We start from the raw sequence: 12889 nt of genomic DNA, 5'->3' as shown, positions 1-12889 counted from the left end.
CGTCGGGGATTCTCGGGGCGGCGAGCAAGGCGGGCAAGTTGCCGAGTCTGCCGGCGCCGATGCCTCCTAAAACTTCCTTGAAAACCCCGGGCCTGCTGGCGGGTGAGATGCTGTCATGACCACTGAAAATGCTGTTGTAAAACGTGAACCTCAGGTTGCGATCGTTCCTTTAAATGCCATCGACATTCAGGACGTCGCCAGCGGTGCGGCGACTTTCGATGCCTGGCTTCAATCCGCCAGCGGCGGGGTGGTCACCCTCGACCGGATCAAGAACGTTGCCGGCTCCTTGCCGGTGGTCGGCAACATCATGGCGCTGGTCGATGCGCTGGGTGACATCGTCACCCTGTCGAACGCCAAGCAGCGCGACTTGCTCGCGTGGGCCAGCCTTGGCATCAACCTGATCGGCGTATTGCCTTTACCACCGGCGATGGCAGCTGCACGGATGACCCTTCGTCCGACTCTGTTTCTGGTGCGCCAGGAGATGAGGGCCAGCAGCAAGTTGTTGCTCAGCACTTCCGTGATCGAGGTGCTGGTCGGTCACCTGAACGCCTCGATTATCGGCACGCTGGATGATTTTGTTGAACAGGCCAAAGGCAAGTTGCCCGGTATTTTGGCGGACGCTGGCAAGCTCGGCGAAGAAGTCGTTAACGAAATTGCCAAGGGCATCGAAGCGGTGGCGTTTGGCAATCTGGATGCCAAAGGTGATCTGAATGCAGCCAGCGCTCAGGCAAGCGCTGCGGCCGACCAATTCAAGAATGATCCGCTGGCGTCTTTCAGCAATATTTTTGGGGCTGCCAACAGCGCGCTGAAGTCAGCAGGCAAAGGCCTGGCCAACAGCGTGGCGCAAAATCTCGTCCCTGATGACTTCAAAAAAACCGTTTCCGACGAAACCAAAAAACTGAGGGCGATGGGCCCGGAACTACGCACCCAATTGAGCAAGCTGGACGACGAGTCCGTTCAGAACTCCATCGGTTGGTTGCTGCTGATCCTTTCCAGCGCCGTGACGTTGTGGCGCAAGCGCAATGCCAATGGCCAGAACGCCGCCGTCCACCCGGAGAAGACCGGACAGGCGAAGCGTACGGCATCTGAGGGGCAGTTGGCCGCCCACGGCCAACAGGCACCGGCGAAAGGCGCGCCCAATCCAAAGAAAGGTCCCTGCGAATGCGCCACGGACTTCAGCATCAATTTCGCCTTGGGTTCGGAAAGTCTCAGCCATTCCGATTTCAGCTTGCCCGGCCCATTCCCGATCGAATGGACACGCACTTATAACTCACGCCTCGACGCCTACGATCAGAGCGAGCTCGGCGCCCGCTGGATCAGCGAGTTCACCACACGTTTCGACTGCGTGGATGATGGCCTGACCTTCTACGGCGCCGACGGCCGTGACCACAGCTATCCGCTGCCCAAAGTCGGTCTGTTCCACTACCACGCCATCGAAAACATCACCCTCGTTCGTGCCAGCGAAGATCAGTTGCTGGTGTGTCACGGTTTCGAACGCAAGGAAACCTACGTCCGCCGTGGCCAGCGTTATGTACTGACCAACATTTCTCTGCGCAACGGCGCCGGGATCATGCTGCATTACGAGCATCGGCACGGCGAACAGTCGGTGCTTTCGGACCTGATCACCTATCAGGAAAACGACTTCACCAAAGTCCACCTGCACCTCGGCACGCTGATTGACGATCACGGCCGACTGACCGGTCTCTGGGAAATCCGCGACGGTGAACCGCAGCGACAACTTTGCGCCTATCAGTACGATGCTTTCGGCGATCTGATTCAAGCTCAGGACGAGAACGGCGCAGTCTGGTCGTATCAGTTCGAGCATCACCTGATCACCCGCTACACCGACCGCACCGGGCGCGGCATGAACCTGCAGTGGGACGGTCCGGGGTCCAAGGCCAAAGCCATCCGCGAATGGGCCGATGACGGCAGCTTCGACACGCGCCTGGAGTGGGACGAAAACATCCGTTTGACCTACGTCACCGACGCCCTCGGCAACGAGACCTGGCACTACTACGACATCCTTGGCTACACCTACCGCATTCGCTACGCAGACGAGCGTTCGGAATGGTTCTTCCGCGACGAGGCCAAGAACATCGTTCGCCGCGTGAATGCCGACGGCAGCACCGATCGCTACAGCTACGATGAACGCAGCAACCTGCTCGAACACATCCGTGCCGATCACACGGTTATTCATTACGCCTACGACGATCAGGATTTGCTGATCAAGATCAGCGATGCCGAGGGTGGTCAGTGGCAACGCGCCTATGACGACCAAGGCAACCTGGTCGAAGCGCTCGATCCGCTGGGCAACAAAACCGAATACGCCTACAACAAATCCGGTCAGCCCACGGCGATCAAGGACGCCAACGGCAACGAAAAGACGTTGGACTACAACGACGCCGGGCAACTGGTCGAGTACATCGACTGCTCAGGCAAGACCAGCACCTGGGAATACAACGAACTGGGGCAGATGATCTGCTTCACCGACGCCGCCGGTAACGCCACCGAATACGAATACAAGGCCGGCCAACTGGTGCTGATCAAGCACCCGGAAAAGACTGAAGAGCGCTTTGAACGCGACGCCGAAGGCCGACTGTTGACGCATGTCGACGGTCTCGATCGCTGCACCACCTGGAGCTATAGCGCGGCCGGTTTGATCGCCGAACGTGTCGATGCCGCCGAGCAAACCCTGCGCTATCGCTGGGACCGCCTCGGACGGTTAACCGCCCTGGAAAACGAAAACGAACAACGCGCGCACTTCCACTACGACCCGGTCGGACGTCTGTTGGAAGAACGTGGCTTCGACGGCCGCACCACGCGCTATCAATACGATGCTCAGACGGGTCGCCTTGCCCAATCGATCAATGGCAAACGTGTCATCTCGGTGAGCTTCGACCCGATGGGCCGCTTGACCGAGCGTCGCGCCACTCTGGGTGACCAATCGCAAAGCGAAACCTTTGCCTATGACGGCAACGGCAATATGGTGCTGGCCGACAACGCCGACAGCCGTCTGCAATGGTTCCACGACCCGGCCGGCAATCTGCTGCGCGAACACCAACATTACCTCGGACTGGAAAAGCCCACCGTCGCGATCTGGCAGCACGAGTACGACGTGCTCAATCAACGTGTTGCCACCGTTCGCCCGGACGGTCACCGCGTCAGTTGGCTCACTTACGGTAGCGGCCACCTGCTGGGCATGCGTCTGGATGAGCATGAACTGATCGGCTACGAACGCGACGACCTGCACCGCGAAATCGCCCGCCACCAAGGCAATCGCCTGCTGCAAACTCAAAGCTGGGACCCGGCCGGACGCTTGCAGGAACAACTGCTGGGGCGCAGCGATGACAAAAGCATCCTGCTCAAGCGCGAATACAAATACGACGCTGCCGGCCAACTGACCGACATCAACGACAGTCGTCGCGGCCCGCTCGCCTATCGTTACGATCCCGTCGGTCGACTGCTCAGCGCCGTGACGCGTCAAGGCGTTGAAACGTTCGCCTTCGACCCGGCCGGTAACCTGCTGGATGACAAGGCTGCTGAAATCCGCCGCCCACTGGATCTGACGCCACCGCGCAGCAAACTGGTCGACAACCTGCTGCGCGAATACGCCGGCACCCACTACGACTACGACGAACGCGGTAATCAGATCCAGCGCTGGCACAACGGCCAACGCAGCGATATGCGTTGGGACCTGTTTGATCGACTGGTGCATTTCGAAGATCCGCGCCTGTCCGTTGAATTCGCTTACGACGCACTGGGGCGCCGCCTGCACAAAAACTCCCGCGCGCACTACAAACAGCGCCCGGAAGCCGGTTCCCTTTGGAACAGAAACGAGCACGCCCGCAAACAGCGTGAACTGGGCTGCGGTTTTACGCTTTATGGATGGGATGGCGACAATCTCGCGTGGGAAAGCAGCCTGGCGCAGGGGGATGGCGAGCCGGGACGCACGGTGCATTACGTCTTTGAACCGGGCACTTTCATACCCGTCGCTCAAGCTGTGCGCCACGCGCCGATCAACCTCATGGGGCAGCCTGATTACAGCGGTGAATACAGCCTTGATGAGGATCCACTGTGGAATCACAAAACTACGGCATTACCGTTTGATGCGTTGGCCTGGTATCAGTGTGATCACTTGGGGACGCCGCAGGAACTGACGGATTCACATGGCAACATGGCTTGGACCGCGCAGTACAAGGCGTGGGGGCAGGTGACGGAACAGCGCTCGGAGTGGGCGCGGCAGCATGGCGTGACGAACCAGATACGGTTCCAGGGGCAGTATCACGATCATGAGACGGGGCTGCATTACAATCGGTATCGGTACTATGATCCCGCGATTGGTCGATTTGTAAGCCAAGACCCGATTAGCTATGCGGGTGGGTTGAATCTTTATTTTTACGGGGATAACCCCGTCGGACTCGTCGACCCATTAGGTCTGGCAGGCCATAAAGTAGGAGCGAATACGGCAGGACAAGACGTGTTGGCTCGCGGTGTTCACGTTAACGTTAACGGGTCTGGCTTGCCTCCCGCCGGTGGTCACATTGCTCTTAAACCGAACGCTGAAGGAACGCATGTTGTACTCGAACCGGCCGACAAGGCAACGCGAGCGATGCCCAACTCGCAATGGGGTAAGGCATGTGAGTGTGTTCTAAAATACCTCGACAAACCGAGCAACGTGGATCGACTTACCAAAGCTGCACAGGCCGGAGTCGACGCAAATCCGAATTCTGCACGTGTGCCGGAACTGAAACAGGTCGGTACCATTCTGAGTGGGCACCATGCCGCAGGAACGAACCCGGTAGCGCGTAAATAAGGGAATATATGATTTCTACTGATTTTTATAAGCTGATTACGCTGTTTTTAGAAGGAACAGGTAATCTTCAACCAAATATTTTTGGATTGAACGATTTCTCTGAGTCGGAATTTATAAATGCTGATTTTGAGTTGGTTGGGGATCTGGGTGATTTTCATTTTTTCGAGAAGGAATACAGCGTTTCTTATTTGCGTCGAAAAATATCGATTGTATTTAAGCAATACTTTTTTGTAAGTGAGGCATTAGGGTGCGGCCTTGGTGTTGCATGTGGGGTGAGGCTGACTTCTCTTTTGAAAAAGCAACCATTTGCTTCAGCGCTGAGGCATATGGGCGATAATCGGATTTCGTTCTATTTTTCCGAAGATGAAAGTGAAGGGGCACTGATTTTTGATGAAAGGATTGTAATAAGATTTGGTCGGCGATCCAAAAGAAGCTCATACATGATTTCCACTGTTGAGTGCGATTTTGATAATGAGCGCTTTAGTGAAATAGCAAGGAAAGCAGTGCGTGAAACATACGAGTGCCTTACTCCCGATTCGATGATAAGCGAAGCCAGTTCAAAAGGCTGCTCAAATGCTTTCAAACGGCTGGTTCGACAGATTTATTTGGGCAGTACTATGCAATGAATAGTGCCATCCGCTCACAACTAAAAGAGTGATAGCATGACTTTTGCTTTTTATAAATTTGTCACCTTTAAAGGTTTTAATCTTTAAAGCTTTCGGGATAAAGGTCTCAATCTATGAAAAGGCTGACTGAGTTCACTGTGCACGGGACCGCTGTCGGTAGTGATGCGAGTATTCAGCTGGATGAGGTTTCGATTCTTGCTGATCCACAATCGATTAGAGAGCTTGGTGTTTTTCTTATTAATGCATCGTATGAGATGTCAACGAATAGTCTTGAGCATATGCACCTTCAAGATGTAGTTGAAGACTTCGACTATGACGCGAATGTGGACTTCATCGCGTTGAATAACAGCTTGGTGAGGCCTGTGTAAGTATCGGATCATGAGTCATGAATACAAGCTGGTGTTCGGCGACACAACCTCTGCTAGCAAAGTAATGAAGAAAATAAAGGGCAGCGATGCATGTATTCGCGCACAACAACCTGGCGACCTCTACCTGAAAGATCAGTCGCTCAACAGTCGCGCTAATTATGACGCTCGATTGATCTATGAAAGTGAAAGCGTTTTGTGGCTTCAGGTCAACTTTAAGTCATTGAACCTATACCAAACCTTGCTCTCGGCGTTGGGTGACAGCGACTATAGATGTCTTGAGGATGGTGATGATGAGGTGCCGCTTAAGGATGCATTTCGCATCAAGGGCAATGTTTGAAGAACGCTTGAATGTCTGCATCGTGCATTAGTGCGAATAAACAGGCCTTGGTCAAAGGAGTGACAACATAAAAGACGCAATCCGCCTCGGCGACTCCACCACTCACGGTGGCAAGGTCCTCGAAGCATTCTCCCGGACAGATCTCAATGGCAAACCGATTGCCGGAGTCGGTCACAAGGTCAGTTGCCCATTGTGCAAAGGGGTTTTCCCGATCGCCGAGGGCAGTAGCACCTACACCGTCGATGGCGTGCCCATCGCGCTGGACGGTATGAAAACCGCCTGTGGTGCAGCGCTGATTGCCAGTGGCCCGAAAGGCGCCGTAATCAGCTGAGTCTCTGAGTTTCTTTTGCCCCTGTTTGCCCCGGTCGATATCCAGAGTGGGCAGCAGATAGTCCAGGGGTTCAAAAAGCAAAAAGATCGCAACCTGCAACAGCTCCTACATCAGGATCAATTTTCCCCTATAGACGCTGCCACAGCCTGCGATCTTTTGCTTTCACTTCGCCGAAAACTTCAACACCACGCTCTGGGTGTAGGTCTGGCCGGGATCCAGACGGGTGCTCGGGAAGTTCGGCTGGTTCGGCGAGTCTGGATAGTGCTGAGTCTCCAGGGTGAATGCGCCCCAGTGCGGATAGACCTTGCCACCCTTGCCCTTGAACGTGCCGTCGAGGAAGTTGCTGGTGTAGAACTGCACGCCGGGTTCGTTGGTGAACAGCTGCAAGTGGCGACCGGATTGCGGGTCGCTGACTTCGGCGGCGAGTTTGCTGACGTCACCCTGGGTGTCCAGCGCCCAGTTGAAATCGAAGCCACCTTGTTTCTCTTCAGCGAATTTCAACTGCGGATGATCGGCCTTGATGTGCTGGCCGATGGCGGTCGGTTTGGTGAAGTCCATCGGCGTGCCGGCCACGGGCGCCAGTTCGCCGGTCGGAATCAGTTTGGCGGTGACCGGGGTGTAATGGCTGGCGTGCAGGGTGGCGACTTGCTTGAGGATGTCGCCATTGCCGGCGCCGGCGAGGTTGAAATAGCTGTGGTTGGTCAGGTTGAGTACCGTCGGTTTGTCGGTGCTGGCCTTGTAGTCGATGCGCAGTTCGTTGCTGTCGGTGAGGCGGTAGGTCACTTCGGTGGTGAGGTTGCCGGGGAAACCCATTTCGCCATCTGCCGACAGGTAGGTCAGGGTCACGCCGACCGAATCCTTGTCCTTGGTTTCCTTCGCCTTCCAGACCTTTTTGTCGAAGCCCTGAGTGCCGCCGTGCAAGGCGTTGGTCTTGTCGTTCTGCGGCACTTGGTAGCGCTTGCCGTCGAGTTCGAAAGCGCCATCGGCCAGACGATTGCCGAAGCGGCCGATGGTCGCGCCGAAGTACGCGGTGCCTTTCTGGTAACCCTGCACATCGTCGAAGCCGAGGACGATGTCGTCGAGCTTGCCGTGTTTGTCCGGCACTTGCAGCGCCTGCAAGGTCGCGCCGTAGGTGATGACCGTGGCCTGCATGCCGTGGCTGTTGCGCAGGATGTATTGCTCGACGGGCGTGCCGTCATTGGTCTTGCCGAAGGCTTTGTGTTCGCTGGTCAGGCCGGCGGCCTGGGCGGAGAGGGTGGCGATCATCAGGGACAGTCCGAGGCCGCAGAGTGAGTGTCGGGATTGAAGCATGGGTTGACCTTCCTTTTTGTTGTTGTTTTGAAAATCGATAAATAGTCATGCTAATTAATGGATGAATTGGAATTTATAGCGGATTAAACGGTTAATGCAAAAATAAAGTCGGACTAAATTGCTTGGGCCGCGTGCGCCGAAGGTCGGGAATCCACGCCGGCACTGCACTTTTGCGAAATCCCCGGCTCTATCCATGGCCAGGGTGCGGTGACTTCCGCCGCACAGGAACGTGTCCGTCAAAGAATTCATGCCGAGAGTTTTGCACCCCATCGCTGCATTCATTCATCGCCCGTGCCTGCTGCTGGCCTGCCTGTCGACGCTGCTGCTCGGTGGTTGCAGTCATCAGGACGGCAACAATTTCATCACCCAGATGCGCGAGGGCAGGCCTCAGGAGTTTCTCCAGACCAGTGTTGACCGCATGGCCACCCTGGCGATGCGCGACAACCTCGACAGCCTCTATCGCTTGATGGGCAAGTTGTACCTGCGCAACCCGGACGAGCTGCGCAAATCCGGCTTTCTCGACATTCGCACGGCGGTCAAGCAGGTGCGACTGGCCATTGAACAACAGCAACCTTTACCGACCCTCGGCGGCAAGAAAGACCTGGCCGCGCTGAGCTATGCCATGAGCCCTGAATTTCTCGGCGACCGGGTCGGCGCGTTCATCTATGCGATCGGCAGCATGCTGGTCACCGCCCACGGCAACCGCACCGAGTTCTACATGACCGATGCGATCAACCCGACCTTCGTCAACAACGCCGCGCGCAACATCGAGAAAGCCACGTGGATCCTCGCCCAGCGGCAGAACAAGGAGGGGCAGCCACTGCTGTTTTCCAATGAGATTTCCGAGGAGGGCAGCAACCTGAGCTTCGCCACGGAGTTCGGCAAAATCGTGGCGCGCCTGGATCTGCTGACCCAGATGCTCGACGAGCGCTACCGGCGCATCGGGCTGAATTACGCCCAGAGCCTGCTGTTCCTGAATTTTCTGCCTGTGCAGTGAAATGGCATAACGATAGATCGGATCGATATAGGTGGTTATAAGAAAAATCGCTATGCTGCGGGCCAGATTTTTCCTGTCGTCTTCTGGATGTCTTAATGGAATTGGCAAATTTCGGTCTGGTGGTTGCCGGGCTGGTGGTGGGGTTCATCGTCGGCATGACCGGTGTCGGCGGCGGTTCGTTGATGACGCCGATCCTGCTGTGGTTCGGTATCAACCCGGCCACGGCGGTGGGCACCGACCTGCTGTATGCCGCCATTACCAAATCCAGCGGCGTGCTCGTCCACAGGAAGAACAAGAACATCGACTGGGCCATCACCGGCTGGCTGACCCTGGGCAGTGTCCCGGCGGTGGCCATGACCTTGTGGTTCCTCAGCACCCTGCACACCGCACCGGACGCGATGAACGTCATCATCAAGCAGGCGCTGGGCTACGTGCTGTTCGCCACGGCGCTGGCGATTCTGTTCAAAAAGCGCCTGCTGGAATTCGCCCATAAACGCGCCGGCGGCAACTACAACCCGAGCGGCGCGCGCCTGAATGTCATGACCGTAATCACCGGTCTGATCCTCGGCACCATGGTCGCCCTGACCTCCATCGGCGCCGGCGCCCTCGGCACTGTCGCACTGTTCATCCTCTATCCGCTGCTGCCGACCCGCCGCCTGGTCGGCACCGAAATCGCCCATGCGGTCCCGCTGACCCTGGTCGCCGGCCTCGGCCACGCGAGCATGGGCAACATGGATTGGGGCGTGCTGGGCTTTCTGCTGGTCGGCTCGTTGCCGGGCATCTGGCTCGGCAGCCACCTGACCGGCCGCGTCTCCGATGAATTGTTGCGCCCGTGCCTGGCGACGATGCTGGTATTGATCGGTTACAAGCTGGCGTTCTGATCGGCGAGCATCCATAACCCGGAAAGCTCAAGCGTCAGCTGACGCGGCATGAAAGGTAAACAAATGGGCACAGGGTCGCGCCCAACCGGTTGCGCAAAATCGGTGCTGACCTAAGCTTTGGGCAAGGCGAAACACTTTTGCCGGGCACCACCCGGAACAATCGCCGCGATGCGCAATCATTAGAGCGTGGATATCAAAAGGAGATGCGCATGCTCATCAGGTCACTGACCCTGACACTCTTGCTGGCGATTGCCGGCCCCCTGTTCGCCGCCGACGGCGATTCCCCACTGGACGTCGACAAAGGCATCTACCGCCCGGTGATCGTGATCGCCTCCAGTACGGTCGATCCTGCCTGGGTCAGTCTGAAAAAATCCTTGGACGACCCGGCCAACAAACAAGGTATCGCCGACCGCAAGATCAAGGTCTACACCATCCTGAGCATGAGTGGTCAGGTCGATGGCAAAAGCCTCGAGCAGCAGCAAACCATGGCGCTGTTGCGTTCGCTGAAGCTGGGCGCCGGGGCGTATCCGAAAGTCTTCCTGGTGGGTAAGGATGGAGAGACCAAACTGACGGCTTCGGGGGATGAAGCGGCGGCGGTCGACCTGAAGAAAATCTTCGACACCATTGATGCGTTGCCTGCCGCTGAAAAAGAAGCCACTTCCACCGTGGTCACGGCGCCGGCTGCTGCAGAACCGACCCCGGCCAAGGGTGCGAAAGGCACGAAACCGGCCAAGCCAACCAAACCGGCCAAGCCGCCGGAAATGCCGGATGATTGATTGAGGCAGGCTCTGAATAAAAATGGCGAACGTTGTAAAGCGTTCGCCATTTTTTTGCCCGCCGGAATGACCGCGATACTTTGAATATCAGGGCAGGAGCTGACGGATGACATTGACCAGAACCGGAGAAAAAGCCGCGAGCTGGCCATTCTTGGGAGTCAGCATGTCATCAAGGAGAATGCCCAGAAGCTCTTCATCTTCAAGGTCATCGGGTTGCATGCCTCCTGTAAATATCAGCTGATCAACCAGCTGTTTCCGCGCCCCTATGAGTCCGCGATTGCTTTCTTCGGTGTGACCGAGATTCAAAATTTCCAGAGCTGAATTTGCGCGGTCAGTTTTGCCGGTCACTCTACCGGACAGGTAAAACTTCAATTCCGACTCGCATTCCTCCATCAAGGGCGTCAGATCCAGTGGGCGCGTGCCTCGATGATGTCCACATTGATTCTGGCGCTGGCAACTGGCGACGATGTTGGTGAACTCCAATGTGCGATTGGGGGCTTTATCCTGGGCTTCAACGTGTTCGTTATGTGAGTCATCGACTGCAATGGTCTGGCAGCAATAGGCGCAAAGGCTGAATTGTTCTGCGATGCAGGCTGTGCGCAAAGTCACACGTTCTTCGCCGGACAAGTCCTGGTAACGCGATGTTGTGTTGGCTCGTTTCCACCTGATGAGTTGTTCCGGCTCGGGTCCCTTAGTGATCTTACGCACGGCGCAACTCCAGCTTGCGCAGCAACAGCGCGGCTTTCGCCAGTTCGATATGACCGTTTGGAAGTTCTTCTGCCAGTTCGGCGAAGAGTTTCTGTGCGGCTTCCAGATCACCGTCCTGCAAGCGTTCGAGCAGCGCGTTCAAGCGTTTTTGAACGTCGCTGTTGCGGATATCGGTGTCCATGACTTCCAGCAGCACCTGATTGGCATCGAGACCGTACAGGCCGTTGTGTTCGTGGAGTTCACCGTCATTGAGCACGTAAACCAGAACATCTTTTGCGTCGCTGATGACCAGTGGCGAATGGGTGGTCAGCACGAACTGGCAGTTGGGGAAGGTTTCGCTCAGTTGGCGGATCAAGCTGCGTTGCCATTTTGGGTGCAGGTGCAAATCCACTTCGTCGATCAGCACGATGCCGTCGCCGTGGAGCGGGTTGTCCAGCGACTGGTTCATCATCGCCAGGCGGCGGGCGATGTCACCGACCAGTGCCATCATCGACTTCTCGCCTTGGGAGAGTTGGGCGACGTTGAGGGTGACGCCGTCCTTGTCGATGGCCATGTGCAGGCGCGGTTTGCGTTGCACGCGCAGGTTGGTGAAGCCGGGCATGAACGCGGCGATGGCGGAGCGGACGGCAGTCAGTTGGCGGTCGCGGGAGGAGGCTTTCAGTTTGGACAGGGTTTGCCAGACCTCGCTGTCCGGGCCGAATTTCTCGGAGATTTCAGCCAGTGCAGAGTCGGAAATGCCGGTTTCGTTTTCGCTGTCTTCGCGCTCGCGGAACCATTCGAAGAAACGGCGGAAGTCGACGCCTCGGTTTAGTGCGTTGTCGTAGCCGTCTAGTTGGTCAAAGGTGTGTTTGGTTTTTATTTTTAACGGGATTTCTAGAACCGAGCGTTCTACTGGATAGTAGGCAACTAACGGTAACGATGCCCTTTCATTAGTGGTTAGTTGATTGCGGTAATGATCTGCCAGCAGGCTCGCTTCCAGCAGTGAGCTATGAAGATTAGCTTTTCGTCCACGACGAACACGTACAAGGCCCCAAATGAACAGAGAGGCGTCAGAATCAGCATTAGGAAGTTTTGTGCGCGGATGAGAAGTATCGGCAATCTGAATGAGGACAATGCTGCCATTGGTACCCATCCGAATGTCTTCGTCGGAAATGTGGTTTCCGCTGCCTTTCTCATTACGAATTCTGGCGATAAACCAACTTAAAGAAGTAGCTAGTGACTTCAGCAGGGTGGTTTTTCCGGCGCCGTTGTTTCCTACGAGGACCGTGACATTTGATGGGTGCGCGTTCGTTGGTGCTAGCTGAATCTCCAACTCGGCAAATCTGCCGATATTTTCGATAAAAAATTTGTTGATTTCCATTACAACGCCCTTCGAGGGTCAGTCGGTTTAAAAGCTTTGGCGCGCATTATGTCATCCCCGGCCACGGATTGATTCGATGGAGTGTAGATACTCCACTTCACCCGGTCACCCATGAAAATAGTTGCCGCATATTCCCACTGGAATGAGCTGCGCAACACCCTTCAAATCCATCGGATTTTTCCTGCGACGCGCGGCGGCACTGAGGAACTGGTGCTCCCAGAGCCGTGCCGATAACCTTTCCGAGCCGCTGCAAAATCAGCGGTCGGATGTGGAAGTCCGGTGAATCCCGAAAGCGCATGTGCGCCTGTAAACACTTGTTGGCGCCTTTTATGCCAACATTGTTTGCTTATGGCAGCTATGCGCAGGAGCACGCTCGAGTGC

10 protein-coding genes are annotated in these 12889 nt (G+C 56.2%); 7 read left to right on the top strand and 3 right to left on the bottom strand.

Annotated features, from left to right (window positions below; genetic code table 11):
- Window positions 1–115 precede the first annotated feature (115 nt).
- The 4 genes from QLG12_RS06910 to QLG12_RS06895 all read left to right on the top strand — a co-directional run bounded on the left by QLG12_RS06910 (window position 116) and on the right by QLG12_RS06895 (window position 6475).
- A complete protein-coding gene (locus tag QLG12_RS06910; protein ID WP_282474192.1) occupies window positions 116–4813 on the top strand; it encodes an RHS repeat-associated core domain-containing protein in 4698 nt (1565 codons plus the stop codon).
- 8 nt (window positions 4814–4821) lie between these two features.
- Window positions 4822–5439: a hypothetical protein gene (locus QLG12_RS06905; protein ID WP_197867359.1), complete on the top strand. Its 618-nt coding sequence runs from the start codon at window positions 4822–4824 to the stop codon at window positions 5437–5439.
- A gap of 378 nt (window positions 5440–5817) precedes the next feature.
- Window positions 5818–6144, top strand: a complete 327-nt coding sequence (locus QLG12_RS06900) for a hypothetical protein (RefSeq protein WP_197867361.1) — start codon at window positions 5818–5820, stop codon at window positions 6142–6144.
- 67 nt (window positions 6145–6211) lie between these two features.
- Entirely contained in the window at window positions 6212–6475 is a 264-nt protein-coding gene (locus QLG12_RS06895) for a PAAR domain-containing protein (RefSeq protein ID WP_007951599.1), read from the top strand.
- Window positions 6476–6637: 162 nt separating this feature from the next.
- On the opposite strand, the gene QLG12_RS06890 is transcribed toward QLG12_RS06895, so the two are convergent.
- Complete coding sequence (locus QLG12_RS06890; RefSeq protein ID WP_197867362.1) at window positions 6638–7786, bottom strand: aldose epimerase family protein; 1149 nt, start codon at window positions 7784–7786, stop codon at window positions 6638–6640.
- Window positions 7787–8033: 247 nt separating this feature from the next.
- Here QLG12_RS06890 and QLG12_RS06885 point away from each other — a divergent pair, with 247 nt between their 5' ends.
- The 3 genes from QLG12_RS06885 (at window position 8034) to QLG12_RS06875 (ending at window position 10440) form a co-directional block, all read left to right on the top strand.
- On the top strand, window positions 8034–8783 hold the full coding sequence (locus QLG12_RS06885) for a hypothetical protein (RefSeq protein ID WP_197867363.1): 750 nt from the start codon (window positions 8034–8036) through the stop codon (window positions 8781–8783).
- Window positions 8784–8878: 95 nt separating this feature from the next.
- Entirely contained in the window at window positions 8879–9664 is a 786-nt protein-coding gene (locus QLG12_RS06880) for a sulfite exporter TauE/SafE family protein (RefSeq protein WP_282474191.1), read from the top strand.
- Between the two features lie 209 nt (window positions 9665–9873).
- Entirely contained in the window at window positions 9874–10440 is a 567-nt protein-coding gene (locus QLG12_RS06875; RefSeq protein WP_282474190.1) for a DUF4174 domain-containing protein, read from the top strand.
- Between the two features lie 87 nt (window positions 10441–10527).
- Here QLG12_RS06875 and QLG12_RS06870 read toward each other — a convergent pair whose 3' ends face one another.
- Both QLG12_RS06870 and QLG12_RS06865 read right to left on the bottom strand, forming a co-directional pair.
- Window positions 10528–11148: a retron system putative HNH endonuclease gene (locus QLG12_RS06870; RefSeq protein WP_236194308.1), complete on the bottom strand. Its 621-nt coding sequence runs from the start codon at window positions 11146–11148 to the stop codon at window positions 10528–10530.
- Window positions 11141–12508, bottom strand: coding sequence for an AAA family ATPase (locus QLG12_RS06865; protein ID WP_236194309.1), 1368 nt, complete (start codon window positions 12506–12508; stop codon window positions 11141–11143). Before QLG12_RS06865 ends, QLG12_RS06870 begins: the two co-directional genes overlap by 8 nt.
- Between the last annotated feature and the right edge of the window lie 381 nt (window positions 12509–12889).

It is taken from the genome of Pseudomonas sp. V88_4 (assembly GCF_029967985.1).
Lineage (GTDB): Bacteria > Pseudomonadota > Gammaproteobacteria > Pseudomonadales > Pseudomonadaceae > Aquipseudomonas > Aquipseudomonas glycinae.
Note: the sequence above shows the minus strand (reverse complement) of the source record. Positions and strands in the feature narration are given on the sequence as shown.

What these genes read in the sequence shown, in the direction of transcription:
- QLG12_RS06910 (WP_282474192.1), top strand. Translation starts at nt 116, where the DNA reads ATGACCACTGAAAATGCTGTTGTAAAACGTGAACCTCAGGTTGCGATC.
- QLG12_RS06905 (WP_197867359.1), top strand. Translation starts at nt 4,822, where the DNA reads ATGATTTCTACTGATTTTTATAAGCTGATTACGCTGTTTTTAGAAGGA.
- QLG12_RS06900 (WP_197867361.1), top strand. Translation starts at nt 5,818, where the DNA reads ATGAGTCATGAATACAAGCTGGTGTTCGGCGACACAACCTCTGCTAGC.
- QLG12_RS06890 (WP_197867362.1), bottom strand. Translation starts at nt 7,786, where the DNA reads ATGCTTCAATCCCGACACTCACTCTGCGGCCTCGGACTGTCCCTGATG.
- QLG12_RS06885 (WP_197867363.1), top strand. Translation starts at nt 8,034, where the DNA reads ATGCCGAGAGTTTTGCACCCCATCGCTGCATTCATTCATCGCCCGTGC.
- QLG12_RS06880 (WP_282474191.1), top strand. Translation starts at nt 8,879, where the DNA reads ATGGAATTGGCAAATTTCGGTCTGGTGGTTGCCGGGCTGGTGGTGGGG.
- QLG12_RS06875 (WP_282474190.1), top strand. Translation starts at nt 9,874, where the DNA reads ATGCTCATCAGGTCACTGACCCTGACACTCTTGCTGGCGATTGCCGGC.
- QLG12_RS06865 (WP_236194309.1), bottom strand. Translation starts at nt 12,508, where the DNA reads ATGGAAATCAACAAATTTTTTATCGAAAATATCGGCAGATTTGCCGAG.